A 22248-nucleotide genomic window follows, 5' to 3' on the forward strand; every position below is an offset into this window, starting at 1 on the left:
CTGCTGGTTCAGGTCCGCCACGACGACACCACGGCGTAGGCCTGGTGAGGATTGAGGCGGGGATCGCAGAAACTCGTGTAGTTCTCGCCGACCGCGTGGATCCGGGCCGCGTCGGTGGTGCACTCGGTGACCTCGTCCGGGGTCGTCTCCAGGTGCAGGCCGCCCGCGACGCCGCCGCGGCGGACCACGACCTCCTGGAAGCCCCGCACCTCTTCGACGACGGTGTCGACGAGGCGGGTCTTGAGACCGCCGGGAGAGGAAACGGTGTTGCCGTGCATCGGGTCGGTCAGCCAGATCACCGGGTGACCGGCCTGGACGACGGCGTCCACGAGCGCGGGCAGGCGCTCGGTGACCAGGTCGGCGCCCATGCGGGCGATGAGGGTGAGGCGGCCGGGTTCGCGCCACGGGTCGAGGCGCCGGCACAGCTCGACGAGCTCCTCCGGGTCCATCGACGGGCCGACCTTGCAGGCCACCGGGTTGACGACGCCCGCCAGCATGTCCACGTGGGCGCCGTCGATCTGGCGGGTGCGCTCGCCGATCCACGGGAAGTGGGTCGAGGTCAGCAGCGGGCTGCCCTCCTCGTCCCAGCGCAGCATGGGCAGTTCGTAGTCGAGGAGCAGGGCTTCGTGGCTGGTCCACACCGGCGGGCAGATGCCGGAACGGCGGGCCGGGTCGGTCCAGCCGAGGTGCGCCATGGCCTGCGCGGCGGCCTTGTAGCCGGACAGCAGCCGGTGCGGGTTGGGGATGCGCTCGGCCAGGCTCGCCTCGGGTCCGTTGACCATGTGCCCGCGGAAGACGGGGAGTTCGATCCCGTCCATGACCTCCGTCGGTCGCGAGCGGGGCTTGCCGAACTGCCCGGCGAGGCGGCCGATCCGGACGACCGGCTTGTGCGTGATCATCTTCAGCGTGCCGGCGAGCAGGTCGAGCAGCGCCGACTTGCGGGCGATGTAGCCGGCGTCGCACTCCGCCGGGTCCTCGGCGCAGTCGCCCGCCTGGACCACGAAGGCGTCGCCCGCCGCGACACGTGCGAGGTGGGAACGCAGCCGACGGACGTCCCCGGCGTTGACCAGGGCCGGACGGCGGGAAAGCTCGTCCTTCACCTGGATCAGCTCCGGGAAATCAGCCCAGTCGGGCTGCTGGAGGGCGGACTCTGTTCTGACGGTAAGCGGGGCTGTAACCACGGAAACTCCCGGTCATGGGCAGCGGCGGGCGCAATGGACAGAATGGAGGGATGGCGGAATACGGATACTCGGCTGGAATTCCGCGAGCGACCACGGGCCGCCGTGCACTCCGTCAGGTGACCGCGGGCGGACGACTATCCGGTCGGCGACACCTGACAGACGAGTGGGAAGAGGTTTCCCGCGGCGGCCGCCCCGATCAGAATCCGATTCATGCATGCCGCCTATATCGAACAGTTGGGTCCCGCGGAGGTCATCCGCTTCGGTGAGCTCCCCGCTCCGCAGCCGGGCCCGTCCGAGGTCCTCGTCGCGGTCGACGTCGTCTCCGTCAACCACGTCGACACCTTCGTCCGCTCGGGTGCCTGGAGCACCCCGCTCGAGTTCCCCTTCGTGATCGGCAGGGACCTCGTCGGTACGGTGCTGGCCGCGGGCCCCGCCGCCCGGCACCGGTTCGCGCCCGGTGACCGGGTCTGGTGCAACAGCCTCGGCCACGACGGCCGGCAGGGCGCCGCCGCCGAACGGGTCGTGGTCCCCGCCGACCGGCTGTACCCGCTGCCCGACGGGGTGGACCCCGTGGACGCGGTCGCCCTCGCGCACCCGGCCGTCACCGCGTTCCTCGCGCTCTTCGACCAGGGCGAGATCACCGCCGGGGACACCGTGCTGGTGGCCGGCGCCGCGGGCAACGTGGGCAGCGCGCTGGTGACGATGGCCGCGCACGCCGGAGCCCGGGTCATCGCGACGTCCTCGCCGCGCGACTTCGCGTACGTACGGGAGCTGGGCGCGGCCGAGGTCATCGACTACGGCGACCCCGACGTGCCGGGCCGGATCCGCGAGCTCAGCCCGGACGGGGTCGACATCCACATCGACACCTCGGGCCGCAACGACCTGGAGACGGCGGTGGACCTGCTCGCGAGCCGCGGCCGGATCGTGCTGCTCGCGGGGCTGCGCACCCGCCCGGTGCTGCCGGTGGGGCCGCTCTACCTGAAGGACTGCTCGGTGCGCGGCTTCGCCATCTCGCACGCCACCGCGGGCCGGCTGGCGGCCGCCGCCGCCCACGTCAACAAGCTGACGGCGGCCGGACTGCTCCGTCCGCGCGGTACGGAGGTGCTGCCGTTGTCCGCGGCCGCCGAGGCGCACCGCCTGCTGGACGAGGGCAAGGTGACGGGAAAGCTCGTCCTGCGGACCGGCCCCGGAGTCGGCCGGATCTGAATCGGGCATTCCGTATTCGTGTCGGTCCGTTCATCGGGCGAATTTCCGGACCGGTGAAATTCCGGCGGCGCCGCGGAACAATTTTCGCGGCGCCGCTTCGGTGTGTCCGAATTCGGCCTGATTTTCTTCCCCGCAGGACTTGACGGACCCTGGAGAAGGCCGTTGGTCGTCGAATTTCCGACCGATAGCGTTTTGGTCATGACGAACTCCATCATTGATTCGACCCCGCTTTTCGAGGTCCGCGCGGACATTCCCGTCGCGGCCACCGCGCAGGAGATCTACGACGTCGTCAGCGACCTGACCCGCAGTGGCGAGTGGAGCCCGGAGTGCCAGGGCGGCGAGTGGATCGCCGGCGAGCCCTCCAGCGTCGGCGCGATCTTCCGCGGCGAGAACCTGCGCGCCGAGGACGTGGTCGGCTGGGCCCCGTTGGTCCGCGGCACCTGGTACACCGAGGCCCGCATCACGGCGGCCGAGCCGGGCCGCACCTTCCGCTGGATGATGCTGACGCACGCCCAGGAGGACCAGGAGTCCATCTGGGGCTTCGACATCGAGCCGGCCGAGCAGGGCTCCGTCCTCGTGCACCACTTCCGGATGGGCAAGGCGACCGCCGGCATCCACAAGATCGTCGCCGATCTCGACGAGGTCCAGCGCAAGCAGTTCATCACCGACTGGACCGAGAAGCTCGAGCAGGACCTCGACGCCACCCTCGCCCGGATCCGCGACGTCGTCGAAGGCCGCTGAGCCCGTTCGCCGCGCCGCCCAAGCGGGCCGGCGCCGGCCGTCCTCCGGCCGCCGGCCCACCACTCCCCGTACGCCACGTAGACACTCCTGAGAGAACGAGGCCATGCTTCTCCAGCGCATAGGAAACAAGGGCATCCGGCTGGGTACGCTCTTCGACCGAGCGGCCGCCCGCACCCCCGCCGGCCTCGTGGTCCTGGACCACGACCTGGACATCGCCCCGCAGCTCGGGCGCCGCGCCACCTTCACCGAACTCGCCGACCTGATCGACGACTTCGCCTCCCGTCTGTGGGCGGCCGGGGTGCGCCCGAACCACCACGTCGTCGTGCACAAGTCCGACGGCTTCGACATCTCCCTGCTGGCCTGCGCGACCGCCCGGATCGGCGCGATCCCGGCCCTGCTCTCCCCGAAGCTGGACGGCGAGACGGTGGCCGTGCTGGTCCGCCGCATCGACCGGCCCTTCCTGATCACCGACCAGGACAAGCTCGATCACCACCTGCCGGCCGAGATCTTCGACATCACGGCCAAGGTGCTGCTGACCACGGGCTCCTACGAGGGTGCCGTCGAACTGGGCGCCCTCGAGGGCGTCACCCGCGTCCCGGCCATCCCGATGCCGCCGGACCACCCGACCCTGATCACCCACACCTCGGGCACCACCGGCGTTCCGAAGCTCGCCGTGCACACCGGCCACACCTTCGAGGCCCGCTACCGCCCGCAGGCCACCGTGTTCTCGGCCGTCGGCAAGCGCGAACCCGTCGCCGTGCACGTGTCGTTCGTGCACTCCCGGATGTTCACGGCCATGCCGATCTCCATCCTCCAGGGCCACACCCTGATCGTCCTCAAGGAAGACGACCCGGACGTCGTCGGCGACATCTTCGCCCAGGTCCCGCCCGGCTTCATCGAGGCCCACCCCAACACCTTCCTGCGCTGGGAGGCGCTGGCCGACGACCCGCGCGGCCCCCTCGCCAACGTCAAGTACTTCAGCTCGACCTTCGACGCGATCCACCCGCGCACGGTCAGCATCCTGCTCAACGCCACGAAGCGCCGTAACCCGCTCTTCGCCCAGGCGTACGGCCAGAGCGAGGTCGGCCCCATCGCGGCCCGCACCTACACCCGCAAGGGCGGAGCGGACTTCGACGGCCGCTGCGTGGGATCGCCGTTCCCCGGCATGACCGGTGTCCGCGTCGTCAGCCGCGACGGCAACCCCGTCTCCAAGACGAACCCCGGCTTCATCGAGATCAAGTCCGACGGCCGCATCATCACCTACCTCGACGAGCACGAGCGGTGGGAGAAGCAGGTCAACGACGGCTGGTGGCGCATGGGTGACCTGGGCTACCGCACCAAGCTGGGCTGCCTGCACCTGCTCGACCGCGAGGTCGACGAGATCCCGGGCGTCGGCTCCACGCTGGAGATCGAGGACAAGCTCTTCACCCGGCTGCACGAGCTGATCGAGGTCATCATCATCCCCGGCGCCGACGGCGTCCCGGTCCCCGTGGTCTGCACCCGCGACGACAAGCCGCTCGACCTGATCGCGTGGAAGTCCGCGGTCATCGGCCTGCCGAAGCTCGCCGACCCGGTCCAGTGGCGTCTCGAGGACGTCCCGCAGACCTCCACAACCAAGATCAAGCGTCTGGAACTCGCGCGCCTGGTGGCCGCCGGAACAGGAGAAACGGCATGAGCGCCTCGTCCATCGAAATCTGCGTCGTCGGGGCCGGCCCCCGCGGCCTGTCCGTCGTCGAGCGCCTCGCCGCCAACGAGCGCGAACGGCCCTCGCACGACTCGATCGCCATCCACGTCGTGGACCCGTCCGCGCCCGGCGCCGGCAAGGTCTGGCGCCCCGGCCAGTCCCGCCACCTGCTGATGAACACCGTCGCCTGCCAGATCACCGTCTACACGGACGAGAGCTGCCGCATCGACGGCCCCATCGAGCCGGGCCCGAGCCTCTACGAGTGGGCCAAGTCCCTCTCCGTCCTCGGCCAGTTCGGCGGCTACGACGACGGTACCCTCGCCGAGGCCGCCGCCATGGGACCGGACACCTACCCGACCCGCGCCTTCTACGGCAGCTACCTCGGCGAGTGCTTCCAGCGCGTCATCGTCGGCGCCCCCAAGCACGTCACCGTCCACGTCCACGGCTCCCGCGCCGTCGCCCTCGCCGACACCCAGGGCATCCCCGGCGGTCCGCAGGGCGTCCGCCTGGAGGACGGCACCCGCCTGAACAACCTCGACGCCATCATCCTGGCGCAGGGCCACGTCCCGGCCCGGCTGACCCCGCGCGAGGCGCGCACCGCCTCGCTGGCGCGCATCCACTACCTGACGTACCTGACGCCGGGCAACCCGGCCGACGCCGACCTCGCGCAGATCAAGCCCGGTCAGTCGGTGCTGCTGCGCGGGCTGGGCCTGAACTTCTTCGACTACATGTCGCTGTTCAGCCACGGCCGCGGCGGCGTCTTCGTCCGCGACGAGAACGGCAAGCTCGCCTACCAGCCGTCCGGGCAGGAGCCCCGGCTGTACGCCTTCTCCCGGCGCGGCATCCCGTACCACGCCCGCGGCGACAACGAGAAGGGCGCGTACGGCCGTTACTACCCCAAGCTGCTGACCCCGGACTACGTCCAGGGCCTGCGCCGGCGCGCCGAGGACGGCGGGACGGTCACCTTCAACGCCGACCTGTGGCCCTTCATCTCGCGCGAGGTGGAGAGCGTCTACTACGGCGCCCTGCTCGCGGCGGACGGCCAGTCGCAGGAACGCGAGGCCTTCGTCGAGCGCTACCTCGACCTGGAGGACGCCGAAGCCCGCGTCGAGCTGCTCGCCGAGTACGGCATCCCCGAGGAGCAGTACTGGAGCTGGGAGAAGCTCTCCGTCCCGTACGGCGACACGCAGTTCGCCGACCGTGACGCCTTCCAGAAGTGGCTGGTGGAGTACCTCACCGCCGATGTCGCCGCCGCCCGCCAGGGCAACGTCAGCGGCCCGATCAAGTCGGCCCTCGACGTCCTGCGCGACCTGCGCAACGAGGTCCGCCTCGCCGTCGACCACGGCGGCCTCGACGGGGACTCGCACCGCGACGACCTCGAAGGCTGGTACACCCCGCTCAACGGCTTCCTGTCCATCGGCCCGCCGGCCACCCGCATCGAGGAGATGATCGCCCTCATCGAGGCGGGCATCCTCACCCTCACCGGACCCGGCACCCAGGTCCGCATCGACACCAACTCCCAGACGTACCTGGCCGAGTCGGCGACCGTGCCGGGCGCCACCATCAAGGCACAGGTCCTCATCGAGGCCCGGCTCCCCGAGCCCGACCTGCGGCGCACCGCCGACCCGCTGCTCCAGCACCTGCTGGACACCGACCAGGCCAAGCCGTACGTCATCACCGGCGGGCAGGGCGGCTACCAGACCGGCGGCCTCGCGGTCACCGAGCGCCCCTACCGGCTCATCGACGCCCGCGGCACCGCCCACCCGCGCCGCTTCGCGTACGGCGTGCCCACCGAGTCCGTGCACTGGGTGACGGCCGCGGGCATCCGGCCCGGCGTGGACTCGGTGACGCTCGGGGACTCCGACGCCATCGCCCGCGCCGTCCTGGCCCTGCCGCCCGTCGCGCACGCCCCGGCCGGTATCCGCGCGGTGGTCGACGACACGGCCGAGGGCGTCCTGCCCGGCGTGATCGTATGACCGAGGAGGACCTCCTCACCGACGCCGGCCTGCTCTCCCCCGTGCGGGCCGGCACCCCGGCCGAGGCGGCCGTCGGCGACCGGGCATGGCTCCAGGCCATGCTCGACGCCGAGGCCGCCCTGGCCAGGGCCCAGGCGGGCCTCGGCACGCTGCCGAAGACCGCGGCGGACACCATCACCGCCGCGGCCCGGGCCGAGAACTTCGACCTGCGCCGGCTCGCGCTCGCCGCGCGGGAGACCGCCAACCCGGTCGTCGGCCTGGTCCAGGCGCTCACGGCGGTGGTCCGCGAACACGACCCGGCAGCCGCCGACCACGTCCACCGGGGCTCCACCAGCCAGGACATCTTCGACACCGGCGCCATGCTGGTGGCCGCCCGGGCACTGCGCCTGGTCCGGGCCGATCTGGCCCGGACCGCGCAGGCCCTGGCGGGCCTCGCGGCCACCCACCGCGACACCCTGATGGCCGGCCGCACCCTGGCCCTGCACGCCGTGCCCACCACCTTCGGGCTCAAGGCGGCGGGCTGGCACCGGCTCGTCCTCGACGCCGACGCCCGCCTCGCCCGGGTACTGGAGGAAGGCCTGCCGGTCTCGCTCGGCGGGGCCGCGGGAACCCTCGCCGGCTACCTGGAGTACGCCGACATCGACCGCCCGGACGTGGCGGCCGACGCCGCTGACCCCTACCTCGACCGGCTCGTCGACGCCTTCGCCGCCGAGACCGGGCTCGCCCGCCCCGTACTGCCCTGGCACTCCCTGCGCACACCGATCGCCGACCTCGCCGCCGCGCTGGCCTTCACCGCCGGCGCCCTCGGCAAGATCGCGGTCGACGTGCAGTCGCTGACCCGGACCGAGGTGGGCGAAGTCGCCGAGCCCGCCGTCGCCGGCCGCGGCAGCTCCTCCGCCATGCCGCACAAGCGCAACCCGGTGCTCGCCACCCTGATCCGCGCGGCGGCCCTGCAAGTCCCCGTGATCGCGGCAGGCCTGACGCAGTGCCTGGTCACCGAGGACGAGCGGTCCGCCGGCGTCTGGCACGCCGAGTGGCAGCTGCTGCGCGAGTGCCTGCGCCTGACCGGCGGCGCCGCCCACACGGCGGTGGAACTCGCCGAGGGGCTGGAGGTCCGGGCCGCCCGGATGCGCGAGAACCTCGACCTCACCGGAGGCCAGGTGGTCTCCGAGCGGATCGCCGCCCGCCTGGCCCCGCGCCTGGGCAAGGCCGCCGCGAAGCAGCTGCTGACCAAGGCCTCGGCGGTCGCCGCCGAAAGCGGGCAGCCCCTGAGCACCGTGCTCACCGGGATGACCGGCTCCGGGCACGGACTCTGCGCCGCCTCCATCGCGCGGCTCTGCGACCCGGCCCTGTACAGCGGGGGCGCCGGCGCACTCGTCGACCGCGCGCTGGCCGACGCCGACGTAGAGACCACTTCCAATTCCTGACCGGGATCCCACACAAGGAGGAACCGATGAATGCCGCGAGATCCGCCAAGGGCCGCTGGATCGAGGACTGGGACGCGGAGGACGAGCAGTACTGGGAGCGCGGCGGCAAGCGCGTCGCGCGCCGGAACCTCTACCTGTCCGTGGCCTCCGAACACATCGGCTTCTCCATCTGGAGCATGTGGTCGGTCCTGGTGCTGTTCATGACGCCCAAGATCGGCCTGGGATTCGCACCGGACGAGAAGTTCCTCCTCGTCGTCACCCCCACCCTGGTCGGCGCCCTCCTGCGCCCCTCGTACAGCTACGCCGTCACCCGCTTCGGCGGTCGCAACTGGACCGTCTTCGCCTCCGCCATCCTGCTGGTGCCGGCGCTGCTGACCGTGTGGTTCATCCAGCGCCCCGGCACCCCGCTGTGGGTGTTCCTGGTGATCAGCGCACTCGGCGGGGTCGGCGGAGGCAATTTCGCCTCCTCGATGACCAACATCACCAGCTTCTTCCCCCGGCGCCACCAGGGCTGGGCGCTGGGCCTGAACGCCGGCGGCGGCAACCTCGGCGTCGCGGCCGTCCAGCTGCTGGGCCTGACCGTCATCTCCACCGCCGGTGACACCCACCCGGCGTACATCGCGGCCTTCTACCTCCCGCTCATCGCGCTCATCTCCGTGCTGTGCGCCGTGAAGATGGACAACATCGCCGCCGTACGGACCGACCCGGGAGCCCAGCGCGAGGCGCTCGCCCACCGCGACACCTGGCTGATCTCGCTCCTCTACATCGGCACCTTCGGCTCGTTCATCGGCTACGGGTTCGCCTTCGGCCTGGTCCTGCAGACCCAGTTCGGCGCCACCCCGCTGCAGGCGGCCTCGTACACCTTCCTCGGCCCGCTGCTCGGCTCCTTCGCCCGGCCGCTGGGCGGGTGGCTCGCCGACCGGTTCGGCGGCGCCCTGATCACCCTCCTCACCTTCGCCGGCATGGCCGCCGGGACGGGGGTGCTGCTCCTCGCCGCGGCCCGGCACTCGCTGCCGGTGTTCATCGGCGGCTTCACCGTCCTGTTCGTGCTCAGCGGCATCGGCAACGGCTCCACCTACAAGCTGATCCCCGCGGCCTTCACCCACCAGGCCGAGGCCCGCATCGTGGCCGGCCACGACGCCACCCGGGCCTTCGCCGCCGCCCGTCGCCTGTCCGGCGCGGCCATCGGCATCTCGGGTGCGGTCGGCGCCCTCGGCGGAGTCGCCATCAACCTCGCCTTCCGCAGCGCCTACGGCGGTGGCACGGGCAGCGGCACCCCCGCCTTCCTGTCCTTCATCGGCTACTACGCCCTGTGCGCGGCGCTGACCTGGACCGTGTACCTGCGCCGTGAGCGCGCCGCCGCGCCGACCGCCGCGGGCGAGAAGGCAGTCGCCGCCGACCGCCCCTCCAGGGAGAGCGTCAATGCCTGACCGGACGCCCGCCGGCGCCCCGCAGCAGCCGGCGGGCGCCCCGCAGCCGCCCGCCGGCGCCGGGCACGTACGGACCCACTGCCCGTACTGCGCGCTGCAATGCGGCACGCTGCTCAGCCCCGGCGACCGCGACGGCAGGGCCGGCGGGGCCACCGTCCAGCCCGACCCGGACTTCCCCGTGAACAACGGCGGCCTGTGCCAGAAGGGCTGGACCGCCCCCGCCCTGCTGACCACCCCCGACCGGATCCGTACCCCGATGGTGCGCGACGCCTCCGGCACGCTGCGCCCCACCGACTGGGACACCGCACTGGACACCGTGGCCTCCTCCCTGGCCCGGCTGCGCGCCGAGCACGGCCCCGACGCCGTGGGCGTCTTCGGCGGAGGCGGACTGACCAACGAAAAGGCCTACCTGCTCGGCAAGTTCGCCCGCCTCGCCCTCGGCACCAGCCAGATCGACTACAACGGCCGCTTCTGCATGTCCTCCGCCGCGGCCGCCGGCAACGCCGCCTTCGGCCTGGACCGGGGACTGCCCTTCCCCGTCACCGACCTCGGGTCCGCCGACACCATCCTGCTCGCCGGGGCCAACCCCGCCGAGACGATGCCCCCGCTGATGCGGCACCTCACCGCCGCCCGACTGATCGTCATCGACCCGCGCCGCACGCCCACCGCCGAACGCGCGGCCCTCCACCTCCAGCCGCGCCCCGGCACCGATCTGGCCCTCGCCCTCGGCCTGTTCCACATCCTCGTCGTGGACGGCCACGCCGACCGGGCCTACGTCGACCGGCGCACCACGGGCTTCGACGCCGCGTGGAAGCGCGCCGCTTCCTGGTGGCCCGAGCGCGTCGAGAAGGTCACCGGCGTCCCCGTCAGCGACCAGCGCGAGGCCGTCCGGATGCTCGCCGCCGCCGACCGCGCGTACGTCCTCACCGGCCGCGGCGCCGAGCAGCACAGCAAGGGCACCGACACCGTCGCCGCCTTCATCAACCTGGCCCTCGCCCTCGGCCTGCCCGGCCGCGAAGGCAGCGGCTACGGCTGCCTCACCGGCCAGGGAAACGGCCAGGGCGGCCGCGAGCACGGCCAGAAGGCCGACCAACTGCCCGGCTACCGGATGATCACCGACCCGGCGGCCCGCGAGCACGTCGCGGGAGTCTGGGGCGTCGATCCCGCCACCCTGCCCGGCCCGGGCCGCAGCGCCTACGAACTCCTCGACGCCCTCGGCACCGAGGGCGGCCCGCGCGCCCTGCTCGTCTTCGGCGCCAACCCCGTGGTCTCCGCCCCGCGCGCCGCCCACATCGGCGAGCGCCTGGCGAGCCTGGACCTGCTCGTCGTCGCCGACTTCGTGCCCTCCGAGACCGCCCGCATGGCCGACGTGGTGCTCCCCGTCACCCAGTGGGCGGAGGAGGAAGGCACCCTCACCAACCTGGAAGGCCGCGTCCTGCGCCGCCGCCGGCTGCTCACCCCGCCGCCCGGCGCCCGCTCCGACCTCGCCGTCCTGCGGGACCTGGCCACCCGACTGGGCGACCTCCCCGAGCGCTACCCGGCCGAACCAAGGGCCGTGTTCGAGGAGTTGCGCCGCGCCTCGCAGGGCGGTCCCGCCGACTACTCCGGGATCAGCTACGAACGCCTCGACGCGGGAGAGGCCCTGCACTGGCCCTGCCCGCAGGACCCCGACGGAGCGGGGGACCACCCCGGCACCCCGCGGCTCTTCCTCGACCGGTTCGCGCACCCCGACGGCCGCGCCCGCTTCGCCGACGTGGAACACCGTCCGCCCGCCGAGGAGACGCACCCCGGGCACCCGCTGTACGCCACCACCGGCCGGGTCCTCGCCCAGTACCAGTCCGGGGCCCAGACCCGCCGGGTGCCCCAGCTGATCGCCGCCGCCCCCGAGGCGCACGTCGAGGTCCACCCCGACACGGCCGCCCGGGCCGGCCTCACCGACGGCGGGCACGCCCGGGTCAGCTCGGCGCGCGGCACCACCCTCGCCCGGGTGCGTCTCGACCCGACGCTGCGCACCGACACCGTCTTCCTGCCGTTCCACTTCGCCGGCGCCGGGCGGGCCAACCTGCTCACCAACGACGCCCTCGACCCGCGCAGCCGGATGCCGGAGTTCAAGGTGTGCGCGGTCCGCATCGAACCCGCCGAGCTGGAGTTCCCCGAGGCAGACCCGGACGACGCCGACGAGGACATCGAGATCGAGGCGGTCGTGGCCGTGCCCGCCGAAGCCCTGCCCGCCGCACTCCTCCAGGACGCCCGCACATGACCGCGACCACGCCCGCCGCCCCCCTCCTCGTCATCGGCAACGGACCGGCCGCCCACCAACTCCTGGACCGGTTGCGCCACTTCGGCTGCGATGGCCCGGTCACCGTGCTCGGCGCCGAAGACGTCCCCGCCTACCACCGGGCGCTGCTCACCTCCGCCCTCGACGGCAGCCTGCCGGCGGAGGCGATGGAGCTGCCCCCGCCGCCCGGCGACACCACGATCCACACCGGCGCGTGCGCCGTCGACATCGACCGCGCCCGCCGCCTGGTGCACACCGCCGACGGGCGCGTCTTCCCGTACTCCCGGCTGGTCCTGGCCACCGGCGCCACCCCGCTGCTGCCCGGCCTGCCCGGCCTGCGCGCCCCCGACGGCGCCCCCGCCGCCGGCGTCGCGGTCCTGCGCACCCTCGGCGACTGCGCCCGGCTCACCGACCCGGCCGCGGCGGCCGCCCGTACCCCCGTGACCATCCTGGGTGCCGGGTCCCTGGGCGTCGAAGCGGCCTTCGCGCTGGCTCTGGTGGGCCGGCCCGTCACCCTCGTCCACCCCGGCCCCTGGCCCATGGACCACCTCCTGGACAAGGTCGCCGGCACGCTCGTCGCCGACCGGCTCGCCGCCGCCGGCGTCGAGGTCGTCACCGGCACGCCCGCGGCCTCGTACGCCCCCGGCACCCTGACCCTGGCCGACGGCCGCGCCCTGCCCGCCGCGACCCTGCTGCTGTGCACCGGAGTCCTTCCCGAGACCGGACTGGCCCGCGCCGCCGGGCTGAGCGTGCGCACCGGCATCGTCGTCGACGACTGTCTGCGCACCGACGACCCGCTGATCCACGCCATCGGCGACTGCGCCGAGCACCGCGGCAACCGCGGCGGATCCCTGGCCTCCGGCTGGGCCCAGGCCGAGGCACTGGCCCGCCACCTGGCCACCGGCGGCCGCGGCGTGGCCGCCGCCCGCCGAGTCCTGCGGCCCCGCATCGCGGGCCCCGGCCTCGTCGTCCTCGGTATTCCGGGCAGCGCCCCCGCCGACGAGACGATCACCCTCGACGACCCGGCGAACGGCCGCTACGCCCGCCTGGAACTCACCGGCGAGCGCATCGCCTCCGGCGTGCTCCTCGGCTTCGACCGGGCCATCGCCACCACGACCGAGCTGTACGTCCACGACCTGCCGGTCCCGCGGGACCGGCTGAGCCTGCTCCTGGGCCGCGCTCCCCGCGTCGCGCGCAAGGGCTCCTCCGAGCTCTGCCCCGACACGGTCGTGTGTCTCTGCAACAACGTCACCCACCAGGACCTCACCGACGCGTGGCACGCCGGCGCCCGCGAGGTCACCGACCTCGCCGCCGCCACCCGCGCCACCACCGGCTGTGGTGGCTGCACCCGTCAGGTGGAGTCGATCTGCACCGCCCTGGCCTCCACCAAGGCTGCCGCGACCGGCAGTTGAACCGGCGCGGTGGCCCTCACCCAGCAAAGGACACCGCATGACCACCCGCACCCTCGTCGTCATCGGACACGGCATGACCGGCCACCGACTCGTGGAGGAGCTCCGCTCCCGCGACCGGGACGGAACCTGGCGGGTGGTGGTCCTCGGAGAGGAGAGACACCCCGCCTACGACCGGGTCAAGCTCTCCTCGGCCCTGGACGGCACGACCCCGGCCGAGCTCAGCCTCGTACGGCCGGCCCTGTTCGACGACGCCCTGGTGGAGTTCCGACTCTCCACCAGGGCCGTCGGCGTTGACCGCGAGGCCCGCACCGTCACCCTGGCGGACGGCGGCCGGCTCGCCTACGACGCCCTCGTGCTCGCCACCGGATCGATCCCGTTCGTCCCGCCCGTGCCCGGCCGCGACCTGCCCGGTGCCTGCGTCTACCGCACCCTCGACGACCTCGACACCATCCGTGAGGCCGCCGCCCGCACCACCACCGGAGTGGTGATCGGCGGCGGCCTCCTCGGCCTGGAGGCCGCCAACGGCCTGCGGCTGCTCGGACTGACCCCGCACGTCGTGGAGATGGCTCCGCGGCTGATGCCCGTCCAGGTCGACGAGGGCGGCGGCCGCGTGCTCGACCGGCTCGTGAACGGACTCGGCGTCACCACCCACCTCGGCGTCGCGACCAGCCACATCGAGGCGGGCCCCGACGGGAGCGTGGCCCGCCTGGTCTTCGCCGACGGTACGTCGATCGAGACCGGCCTGGTCGTCTTCTCCGCCGGCGTACGCCCCCAGGACTCCCTGGCCGGCCCGGCCGGTCTGCCGCGCGGTGAGCGCGGCGGCTTCCTCGTCGACGACCACTGCCGTACGGAGGACCCGTACATCTGGGCCATCGGCGAGTGCGCGGCCGTGGAAGGACGCTGCTACGGCCTGGTCGCCCCCGGCTACCGGATGGCCGAGGCGGTCGCGGGGCAGCTGCTCGGCGACGGCCCGACCCGCTTCCCGGGCGCCGACATGTCCACCAAGCTCAAGCTGATGGGCGTGGACGTCGCCTCCTTCGGCGACGCCCACGCGCAGACCCCGGGCGCGCTGTCCTTCGTACGGGAATCCGCGGGCGGCGACGTGTACGCCAAGCTCGTCCTCGACTCCGAGGGGGAATGCCTGCTCGGTGGGATCCTCGCCGGCGACGCGGCGGCTTACCCGCGGCTGCGTTCCCTGCTCGGCCGTGAACTCCCGGACTCCGCCGACGCGTTGCTCGCCTCCGTGTAGCGCGCGGCGTGAACGAACGGCGAGAGCCCCCACCCTGTCGGGTGGGGGCTCTCGCCGTACGTGCGCCGGGGCGCCGGATCAGACTCCGACGGTTTCCGGCCGGCGCTCGGCTGCCGGCGCGGTCTGCGCCTGCGGCTCGGGCTTCTTCAGGCCCAGGGCGATCAGTGCGACGATCCCGATGCCGACGGCGGCGATGAAGACCGCCGTGCGCAGACCGTCGGTGGTGGCGGTGCGCAGGGCCTCACCGGCCTGGCCCTCCAGCCCGGAGTTGGCGATGGCGACGAGGACGGCGAGGCCGACGGCGCCACCGATCTGCTGGGTGGTGGAGGCGACACCGGAGGCGATGCCCTGGTCCTCGGGGGCGACGCCGATCGCGGCGGCACCGAACATCAGGGTGTAGCCGGCGCCCTGGCCCAGGCCCATGACGATCATGCCGGGGACGAGGATCCAGTACGAGGCGTCGGTCGCCATGGTGAAACCGAGGATGCCGGTGCCGATGACGCCGATGACCATCGCGCCGATCATGATGGCGCGGATGCCGTGCTTGGTGGCGAGGCCGCCCGCGGTCTGGGCGCCGATGGCGATGGCGACCATCGGGACGAGGAAGGCGAGACCGGTCTCCAGCGGGCTGTAGCCGTGGACGCCCTGGAAGTAGACCGTGAGGAAGTACAGCAGGGTGCCGAAGCTGGCCATGTAGAAGAAGGTCACGCCGACGGCGGTGGTGAGGTTGCGGTTGCCGAAGAGGGCCAGCGGCAGCAGCGGGTCGGCCGAGTTCTTCTCGATGACGAAGAACGCGACGAGCAGGACCACGCCGAGGGCGAGCGCGCCGAGGACGACCGGGGCGGTCCAGCCGGACTCCGGGCCCTGGACCAGGGCGAAGACGATCGCGGTGATGCCGATGGTGGAGGTCAGCGCGCCCAGCAGGTCGAAGCTGCGGCCGCTGCTCTGGACGGCGTCGGGCTGGATCAGCGGGAAGGCGAGCAGCATGGCGATGCCGGCCAGCGGCACGTTGACGTAGAAGACGGACTCCCAGCCGAGGGACTCGGTGAGCACGCCGCCGAGCAGCGAGCCGACGATCATGCCGCTACCGCCGGCGGTGCCCCAGACGGCGAAGGCGCGGTTGCGCTCCTTGCCCTCCGCGAAGCTCGTCGAGACCAGGGTCAGGGTGGCCGGGAAGAGGAAGGCGCCGCCGATGCCCTGGATCGCGCGGGCGGCGATCAGCACCTCGGGGGAGCCGGCGAGGCCGCCGAGCAGCGAGGAGCCGGCGTAGAGGCCGAGTCCGAGGACGAACATGCGGCGCGGGCCGAAGAGGTCGCAGGCGCGGCCGCCGAGGAGGAGGAACCCGCCGAAGGCGACGGCGTAGGCGCTGACGACCCACTGGAGGTTCTGGGCGGAGAAGCCGAGGCCGCTGCCGATGTCGGGCAGGGCCACGTAGACGATGTTGTAGTCGATGGAGATGATCAGCTGGGCGAAGGCCAGCAGGGCGAGGGTGAGGCCGAGGCGCTTGCGCCGGCCTTCCGTGTTGGTGGACATGGCAGTCGAGCTCCGGTGTCGGGTCGGGGGTGTGGGCGTTCGGGTGTGCAGGGGGTTCGTTCAGGGGGTGTGGGGGGAGCGGCGGTCCAGGCTCAGGAGGCCAGCTCGTGCGTCACCTGGTCGGCCAGCCGGCGGGCCAGCTCCAGGCGCTTGATCTTGGCGGTGGCCGTGCGGGGCAGCTCGCCCAGCTTCATCTGGATCGGGTCGGCCATGTCCGACTGGTCGGCGATGGCGCGGCTCCAGCGGGCCAGGTCGAGCGGCGCGTCGTCCTTGGTGCAGACGACCGGCACCGGCTCCTGCGCGGGGCCCGGGACGATGACGAGCTCGGTGAGCTCGGGCAGCCGGTGCAGGACGGTGTCCTCGACCTCGAGGGTGGAGTGGATGGTCGGGATCTGGTCGACCTCGCGGTCGAGCAGGTGCAGGCAGCCCCACTTCGTGCGGTAGCCGACGTCGCCGCCGCGCCACCACTCGCCGTCGACCTGCTTGTCGAAGCGCTCGGCCTCGCCGTAGTAGGTCAGGGCGCGGCCCGCGGTCGCCACGTCGATGTAGCCGGGGTTCTCGCGGGAGGGCTTCTTGCCGTTGCGGGCGACCAGGCGGTACTTGGTGATGCCCGGGGTCGGGTAGCCCTGGCAGCGGCCGTCGGCCTTCATGACGGTCTTGCGGGTGTACGGGCGGGCCACCAGCGGGCCGCACTCGCTCTGGCCGTAGACCTGGAGGAAGACCGGGTTCGTACGCTCCGAGGCGCGCAGGAACTTGTCCATGGTGCCGGGGTGGATGGCGTCGAAGGTGCTGTTGTAGAAGCGGACGGTCTTGAACGGCTTGCGGGGGTCGTCCAGGATCGATTCGCATTCCAGGAACGAGTTGGGGTGCGTTTCGAAGACGCCGGGACGGTACTTGACCATCGCGTCGGCGACCTTGGCGGGCTCGGCGTCGTCGAGGAACACCATCGGCTTGTTGCGCTTCATCATCGCGGCGATGCCGGGGTACATGCGCGAGTGCACGTACGAGACGTGCATCAGGATGGGCTCGCGCTGGCGCAGCATGCTGACGACCTTGTCCTGCCAGCGGTAGCGCGAGCCGATGGAGCGGGCCGAGTGCACCACGAGCTTCGGGATGCCGGTGGTGCCCGAGGTGTGCGTCATGATCGCGTGCGAGTCGGGGTGCAGCGTCACCGGCGTGCGCTCGGGGGCGCCGGCCAGGTCGGCGAGCGTGATGGCGCCCTCGACCGGCTCGGTGACGGAGATGACCCGCGCGGTGAGTTCGGCGAGCGGCGAGCCGGCCAGCGAACCGGTCAGCTTGGCGGCGTCCGTCAGGAGCGTGGGGGAGGGCAGCCGCTGCAGCAGCGCGTTGATGGTCTCCCCGTCGAGGTGCGCGGAGAGCATCACCGGGACGGCACCGATGCGGGACGCGGCGCAGGCGAACAGGGTGATGTCGAAGTTGTTGGTCTTGTGGATGACGACGTGGTCGCTGGGCCGGACACCGGTGGCCCAGAGACGGTTCGCCATCTCGGCTATCAGCTCGGCGAACGTGGCGACCGTCAGGACCTGGCCGACCTCGGGGAGGGCGTCCATGGTGCGGTCGAGCGTGATGGTGTTGGCGCCGAACTGGGCGGCAGCCTCCTCGGCGACGAGGCCGAGATAGAGCGGCGTCTTGTTCTTGGGTATCCGGAGCATGAGTTCAAGTTCGCACCGGAGCACCGCAGGCCCAATAGCAGACGATTGACTGTGTCAGATCGATGAAATCAGGTCACCGATCGTGGCAAAACGCGGGGCACCACCAGGGGAAAAGGCCACAAAGGAAAACATGCGAGGAAATGCGCGCACGAGGAAAAGCCCGTAGTGGGCATTCCCACTACGGGCTTGTTCCGCTGCCTGGGCCGGCAGGAAGGGGCGGGTCCGTGCGTGCTACTTCGCGAGCCCCTGCTTGATCGCCGCGGCGATCTCCATCGTGCGCACGGTCTGGTAGCCGACGGCGGCGAGGTTGTCCTCGGTCACGTTCTGCGCGAGCTGGCCGGGCACGGCCTGCAGGCCGGACGTGGCGCTCACGCCGTACGGGTTCCCATTGCTCGGGGCGAGCAGGATCGGGTCGGTGACGCCCGGCGGCACGATGATCGCGCCCCAGTGGTAGAAGACGTTCGACAGCGACAGGATGGTCGACTCCTGGCCGCCGTGCTGGGTGCCCGTGGAGGTGAACGAGGACATGGCCTTGTTCTTCAGGCCCGCGCGGGCGTGCAGCTCGAAGGTCTGGTCGATGAAGTGCTTGAGCGGTCCGGCCATCGCGCCGTACCGGCCCGGGGTGCCCCAGATGACGGCGTCGGCCCAGTCCAGGTCGTCGATCGTGGCGATCTCGACCTCGCGGCTGCTGCCGCCGGTGTGCTCCTCGTACGCCTCGGTCCACGCGGTGTAGTTGGGCGCGAGCGTGGTCTCCTGGATCTCGGCCACGCGGCGCAGGCGGACCTGCGCGCCCGCCTTCTCCGCGGCTTCCGCGGCGGCCACCGCGAGCTTGTGGATGTTGCCGGTGGCGGAGTAGTAGACAATCGCGACATTGGTCATCGGATATTCCGTCTCTCTTCGTGGGAATCAGGGATTGACGGTCTCGCGGTCAATTCCCGGCGGGTTGTCGATCGCATAGCGCCATGCGCCGTCCGCGCCCCGGCGCACCACATCCGTGGCCGTGCCCTCGTGGTGTACGGGAGTTCCGTCCGGCTTGACACCCTTGATCAGATAGTCACACAACAGCAGTGCCAGATCGCCGTACTCGTAGCAGTGGCGCACCGAGAGTTTCATCGGAATTCCGAGGGCCATGAAACTGCTGGTCGCCGCACGCCGGCCGTCGCCGGTGACGACGTTCCCGGGGGTGAGCACGCGCACCGCGCCGGGCTCGAAGAGGCGGTCGATCGCCTCCAGGTCACGGGCGTTGAAAGCGCGCAGGAAGGCGTTGGGCAGTTCCGCCGGTGCGGTGACAGGCGTGGTCATGATCTCTCCTGGGGGTGGGAAGGAGGGGCCCGGTGGGGGGAAGTGGGAGCAGTGGGGAACGGATGGGAACGGACGGGAACGGATGGGGACGCGGAGGAACGGACGGCGGCGCGGGGCTACTCGACGGCGACGCCGCGCGATCCTTCGGGACGCACCGGCTCGTCCGGCAGCCGGTCCAGCGTCAGCCCGAAGTACTTGTGGTAGGCCGCGAACACGTCCGCGTCATCGGCGAGGAGCTCCTCGCTGACCGTGCCGTGGACGCGCCGGGTCAGCGTGCGGCCCTTCAACGTGATCCGGCCCTCGACCGTCGGCAGCGAGCAGAACACGTCCTGCAGGAACGGCGAGTCGGGGCAGGTGCGGAACCACCACAGCGAAGGCCGGAAGTCACCCAGCTCGCGCGGCCGGCCGTCCACCCGGTACATCGGTTCGCCGTCCAGCACCAGGTCGAACTCGCCCTGCTGCTCCGGTCCGAAGGCGTACGCGCCCTGCGGGTCGAACTGCACTTCCCCGGTCCCCAGCAGCAGCGGGCGCCGCGCGTTGCGCCGGAAGCCCACGTCCACCAGGTACGCCGCCCCGTCCAGGGTCACCCGCAGCACCAGATGCCCCAGTGGGGCACCCAGCCCGCCCGGGCGGTGCACCCGCGCCGAAAGGATCTCCACCTGGTAGCCGAGGGCCGTCAGCAGCATCCCGAAGGCGGGGTTCACCTCGTAGCAGCCACCGCCCCGCCCCTGGTGGACGATCTTGTCGACGACCCGCTCGTCCAGGTGGATCTCCTGGCCCAGGTGGTAGTCGAGGTTCTCGAACGGGACCGACAGCACGTGCCGTTCCGTCAGCTCGGCCAGCGTCGCCAGGTCCCGCCGCGCGGGGCGCGAGGCCCCGATCCGCGCCAGGTACGCCGACACCAGCACGTCGTCGAGCATCAGGCGTCCAGCGTCTTGATCACGGACGCGACCCGGAGCGTACGGCGCGCCTGGAAGGCGGCGGCCTCGAGGTTCTCCTCCGGCACCTGGCCCGGGTTGCCGCCGACGACGGCGGAAGCCCCGTACGGGTTGCCGTTCTTCGGCTTGTACAGCACCGGGTCGGTCGAACCGGTGGAGACGATGACCGAACCCCAGTGGGTGATCGCGTTGTGCAGGGCGAGGATCGCGGAGACCTGTCCGCCGTGGGCCGCCGAGCCGGACGCGAAGGCGGAGACCGCCTTGTTCAGCAGCTTGCCCTCGATCGACAGCTTCGACGTGGAGTTGATGAAGTGCATCAGCTGCGGGGCGGCGAGACCGAAGTGCACCGGGGTGCCCAGCAGGATGCCGTCCGCCCACTCCAGGTCCGCGAGCGTCACCACGGGGATGTCCTTGGTGGCGTCCTGGTGGCCGGCGGCGCCGTCACGGCTCGCGGCCTCACCGTTCGGCGCGATCTCCGCGATGCGCAGCAGGCGTACCTCGGCGCCCTCCTTCTCGGCCGCGGTGGCGGCGGCCTCGGCGAGCTTGTGGGTGGAGCCGGTGGACGAGTAGTAGATGACAGCGATGTTCGTCATGGTGTGCGGAAACTCCCTTTCGATCGCCCCCGCTCGTAACCGGTTCGTGGGTGCCGGGGCCTTGAGACGATCCTGTTCCGCGTGGCACGCCCTGCCGAGGCGGGCGGCCCCAGTACGTCAGGTAAGCGCGGCCATCCGTCGGGTTCCGCGCGGGAGTCCGTCAGGTTCCGCGGTCCCGTACACCGGCCGCGCGCTCTCACATCGGCCGTGAGCGGCCCGTGTGCCGGCCGGGCCGCTCTTCGCGTCGGCTGCGTGCCCGCCCCGTGTGCCGGACGGGTGTTCCCCGCCTGCCGGTCGCGAGCCGTGGCGTCGAACGCGTCGGGTGCACCCGTACGTCGGGTCCGTGCCCCGCACCGCGGGCCGGCCCGCACGTCCCCCCGTCAGCCGCGCAGCGCCCGGCGACCGGTCACCACGAGCAGCAGCACGCAGCCGCCGAGCAGCGCCGACATGAACAGGCCCACGCCCCTCACCTCGCCGAACGCCAGGGGGATCTGCGCGCCCACCCCGCCGCCGATGTTGAGGGTGAACCCGTACAACGCGGTCGCCATGACCCCGTGGGCGGTACCCGCCGCCGTGCCGATCTCCTGCACCACGGCGGGGCCGATCGCGGCCACGCCCAGCATGAACACGAACATCGCCCCGGCGAGCCCGGCGGCCGTACCGCCGAACAGCCCGGCTCCGCAGATCCCCGCCGCCGCCACGGCGAAGGCCCCGGCCCCGCGCGGCCGCGCGGGGATCCGGCCGAGCAGCGGAGCCACGAGGACGCCCAGCACCAGCGCGGGGATCGCCGTGGCGCGCAGCGTCAGCATCGCCTGACCGTCACCCACCAGTTCGGCCGGACCGTAGAGCTGCACGCTCGTGTACACGGCGGTCATGGTGCTGGAGCAGGTGAAGCCGACGATGTACAGCGGCAGCAGGCCCGCCCACAGCTTCCTGCGGTCGGCCCCCGCCCGGGAGGCGGCGTCCGCGCTCCTCGCCGGATCCACCGGATCGAGCACCCGGCGCAGCAACAGCGCCCCCGCCAGCAGCAGCGGCGCGGTCACCCAGAAGGTGCCCCGCCAGCCGACGACCGCGGCCAGCAGCTGCGACTCCACCTGACCTGCGACGATCGTGCCCGCCATGCAGGCGGACACGATCGTGAGCGCGGTCGGCAGCTTCGACGCCGGCACGTGCGTGTTCAGGTACGCGTACACCAGAGGTACGTACACACCGGCGAACAGGCCCTGACCCGCCCGCAACGCCAGCCCGGCCCCGAAGGACTCGGCCAGCGGTACACAGGCCGTCACCACGGCCAGCGCGCAGACCCCGGCCACCAGCACCGCCCGGGTGCCGAACCGCCGGGCCAGCGCCCCGCTGAACAGCGAGATGATCGCGTACGTCACCGCGTACGCGGACGTCGCCCACGTGGCCGACGCCTGGTCCACCCCCCAGGCCCGCCCGATGTCCGGCAGCAGCGGGATCGCCACGTACAGCTGACCCACCACCAGCATCCCCAGCAGGGAGATGGACGCGACCACGGGCGCCACGGACGGCTCCGCCGGCAGGGCGGGACCGGCCGCACCACGGAAAGCGGCCCGGGGCCGGTCGGTGAGCGGGGGAAAGTCCGTGCGGTGACTCATTGTTGC

The 22248-nt window shown here is 72.3% G+C and carries 17 protein-coding genes; 9 read left to right on the top strand and 8 right to left on the bottom strand.

Annotated features, from left to right (window positions below; translation table 11 throughout):
* Positions 1-8: 8 nt before the first annotated feature.
* Entirely contained in the window at positions 9-1181 is a 1173-nt protein-coding gene (locus tag ACFV9H_RS10400; protein ID WP_385396039.1) for a 3-deoxy-7-phosphoheptulonate synthase, read from the bottom strand.
* 210 nt (positions 1182-1391) lie between these two features.
* Here ACFV9H_RS10400 and ACFV9H_RS10405 point away from each other — a divergent pair, with 210 nt between their 5' ends.
* From ACFV9H_RS10405 to ACFV9H_RS10445, 9 genes are all read left to right on the top strand, one after another.
* Positions 1392-2387, top strand: coding sequence for an NADPH:quinone reductase (locus tag ACFV9H_RS10405; RefSeq protein ID WP_385396041.1), 996 nt, complete (start codon positions 1392-1394; stop codon positions 2385-2387).
* A gap of 198 nt (positions 2388-2585) precedes the next feature.
* On the top strand, positions 2586-3128 hold the full coding sequence (locus tag ACFV9H_RS10410) for an SRPBCC family protein (protein WP_385396043.1): 543 nt from the start codon (positions 2586-2588) through the stop codon (positions 3126-3128).
* A 103-nt stretch (positions 3129-3231) separates the two neighbouring features.
* Positions 3232-4803 (top strand): class I adenylate-forming enzyme family protein, encoded by a 1572-nt coding sequence (locus ACFV9H_RS10415; protein WP_385396045.1) that lies wholly within the window; start codon positions 3232-3234, stop codon positions 4801-4803.
* Positions 4800-6788 (top strand): FAD/NAD(P)-binding protein, encoded by a 1989-nt coding sequence (locus ACFV9H_RS10420; protein ID WP_385396047.1) that lies wholly within the window; start codon positions 4800-4802, stop codon positions 6786-6788. The genes ACFV9H_RS10415 and ACFV9H_RS10420 overlap by 4 nt, the downstream gene beginning before the upstream one ends.
* Complete coding sequence (pcaB, locus tag ACFV9H_RS10425; RefSeq protein WP_385396049.1) at positions 6785-8215, top strand: 3-carboxy-cis,cis-muconate cycloisomerase; 1431 nt, start codon at positions 6785-6787, stop codon at positions 8213-8215. The genes ACFV9H_RS10420 and pcaB overlap by 4 nt, the downstream gene beginning before the upstream one ends.
* 26 nt (positions 8216-8241) lie before the next feature.
* The gene (locus tag ACFV9H_RS10430) at positions 8242-9645 is read left to right on the top strand and encodes an MFS transporter (RefSeq protein ID WP_385396051.1); all 1404 of its coding nucleotides are present in this window, start codon (positions 8242-8244) and stop codon (positions 9643-9645) included.
* Complete coding sequence (locus ACFV9H_RS10435; protein WP_385396053.1) at positions 9638-11905, top strand: molybdopterin oxidoreductase family protein; 2268 nt, start codon at positions 9638-9640, stop codon at positions 11903-11905. Before ACFV9H_RS10430 ends, ACFV9H_RS10435 begins: the two co-directional genes overlap by 8 nt.
* Complete coding sequence (locus ACFV9H_RS10440; protein WP_385396055.1) at positions 11902-13335, top strand: FAD-dependent oxidoreductase; 1434 nt, start codon at positions 11902-11904, stop codon at positions 13333-13335. Before ACFV9H_RS10435 ends, ACFV9H_RS10440 begins: the two co-directional genes overlap by 4 nt.
* 37 nt (positions 13336-13372) lie before the next feature.
* Positions 13373-14584, top strand: a complete 1212-nt coding sequence (locus ACFV9H_RS10445; protein WP_385396057.1) for an NAD(P)/FAD-dependent oxidoreductase — start codon at positions 13373-13375, stop codon at positions 14582-14584.
* Positions 14585-14662: 78 nt separating this feature from the next.
* On the opposite strand, the gene ACFV9H_RS10450 is transcribed toward ACFV9H_RS10445, so the two are convergent.
* The 7 genes from ACFV9H_RS10450 to ACFV9H_RS10480 all read right to left on the bottom strand — a co-directional run bounded on the left by ACFV9H_RS10450 (position 14663) and on the right by ACFV9H_RS10480 (position 22242).
* A complete protein-coding gene (locus tag ACFV9H_RS10450; RefSeq protein ID WP_385396059.1) occupies positions 14663-16117 on the bottom strand; it encodes an MFS transporter in 1455 nt (484 codons plus the stop codon).
* A gap of 92 nt (positions 16118-16209) precedes the next feature.
* Positions 16210-17790 carry a class I adenylate-forming enzyme family protein gene (locus tag ACFV9H_RS10455; protein WP_385396061.1) on the bottom strand — a complete coding sequence of 527 codons (1581 nt, stop codon included), beginning with the start codon at positions 17788-17790 and terminating at the stop codon, positions 16210-16212.
* A 231-nt stretch (positions 17791-18021) separates the two neighbouring features.
* The gene (locus ACFV9H_RS10460) at positions 18022-18669 is read right to left on the bottom strand and encodes an NAD(P)H-dependent oxidoreductase (protein ID WP_385396063.1); all 648 of its coding nucleotides are present in this window, start codon (positions 18667-18669) and stop codon (positions 18022-18024) included.
* Between the two features lie 27 nt (positions 18670-18696).
* Positions 18697-19092, bottom strand: coding sequence for a YybH family protein (locus ACFV9H_RS10465; protein ID WP_385396065.1), 396 nt, complete (start codon positions 19090-19092; stop codon positions 18697-18699).
* 116 nt (positions 19093-19208) lie between these two features.
* Positions 19209-20012 carry an arylamine N-acetyltransferase gene (locus ACFV9H_RS10470; protein ID WP_385396067.1) on the bottom strand — a complete coding sequence of 268 codons (804 nt, stop codon included), beginning with the start codon at positions 20010-20012 and terminating at the stop codon, positions 19209-19211.
* Entirely contained in the window at positions 20012-20623 is a 612-nt protein-coding gene (locus ACFV9H_RS10475; RefSeq protein WP_385396069.1) for an NAD(P)H-dependent oxidoreductase, read from the bottom strand. The genes ACFV9H_RS10470 and ACFV9H_RS10475 overlap by 1 nt, the downstream gene beginning before the upstream one ends.
* Positions 20624-21003: 380 nt before the next feature.
* On the bottom strand, positions 21004-22242 hold the full coding sequence (locus ACFV9H_RS10480) for an MFS transporter (protein WP_385396071.1): 1239 nt from the start codon (positions 22240-22242) through the stop codon (positions 21004-21006).
* Positions 22243-22248 lie beyond the last annotated feature (6 nt).

It is taken from the genome of Streptomyces sp. NPDC059874 (assembly GCF_042731135.1).
In the GTDB taxonomy this organism is placed as follows: Bacteria; Actinomycetota; Actinomycetes; order Streptomycetales; family Streptomycetaceae; genus Streptomyces.

Coding starts and splice junctions, on each gene's coding strand:
- ACFV9H_RS10405 (WP_385396041.1), top strand. CDS start 1,392: ATGCATGCCGCCTATATCGAACAGTTGGGTCCCGCGGAGGTCATCCGC.
- ACFV9H_RS10410 (WP_385396043.1), top strand. CDS start 2,586: ATGACGAACTCCATCATTGATTCGACCCCGCTTTTCGAGGTCCGCGCG.
- ACFV9H_RS10415 (WP_385396045.1), top strand. CDS start 3,232: ATGCTTCTCCAGCGCATAGGAAACAAGGGCATCCGGCTGGGTACGCTC.
- ACFV9H_RS10420 (WP_385396047.1), top strand. CDS start 4,800: ATGAGCGCCTCGTCCATCGAAATCTGCGTCGTCGGGGCCGGCCCCCGC.
- pcaB (WP_385396049.1), top strand. CDS start 6,785: ATGACCGAGGAGGACCTCCTCACCGACGCCGGCCTGCTCTCCCCCGTG.
- ACFV9H_RS10430 (WP_385396051.1), top strand. CDS start 8,242: ATGAATGCCGCGAGATCCGCCAAGGGCCGCTGGATCGAGGACTGGGAC.
- ACFV9H_RS10435 (WP_385396053.1), top strand. CDS start 9,638: ATGCCTGACCGGACGCCCGCCGGCGCCCCGCAGCAGCCGGCGGGCGCC.
- ACFV9H_RS10440 (WP_385396055.1), top strand. CDS start 11,902: ATGACCGCGACCACGCCCGCCGCCCCCCTCCTCGTCATCGGCAACGGA.
- ACFV9H_RS10445 (WP_385396057.1), top strand. CDS start 13,373: ATGACCACCCGCACCCTCGTCGTCATCGGACACGGCATGACCGGCCAC.
- ACFV9H_RS10450 (WP_385396059.1), bottom strand. CDS start 16,117: ATGTCCACCAACACGGAAGGCCGGCGCAAGCGCCTCGGCCTCACCCTC.
- ACFV9H_RS10455 (WP_385396061.1), bottom strand. CDS start 17,790: ATGCTCCGGATACCCAAGAACAAGACGCCGCTCTATCTCGGCCTCGTC.
- ACFV9H_RS10460 (WP_385396063.1), bottom strand. CDS start 18,669: ATGACCAATGTCGCGATTGTCTACTACTCCGCCACCGGCAACATCCAC.
- ACFV9H_RS10465 (WP_385396065.1), bottom strand. CDS start 19,092: ATGACCACGCCTGTCACCGCACCGGCGGAACTGCCCAACGCCTTCCTG.
- ACFV9H_RS10470 (WP_385396067.1), bottom strand. CDS start 20,012: ATGCTCGACGACGTGCTGGTGTCGGCGTACCTGGCGCGGATCGGGGCC.
- ACFV9H_RS10475 (WP_385396069.1), bottom strand. CDS start 20,623: ATGACGAACATCGCTGTCATCTACTACTCGTCCACCGGCTCCACCCAC.
- ACFV9H_RS10480 (WP_385396071.1), bottom strand. CDS start 22,242: ATGAGTCACCGCACGGACTTTCCCCCGCTCACCGACCGGCCCCGGGCC.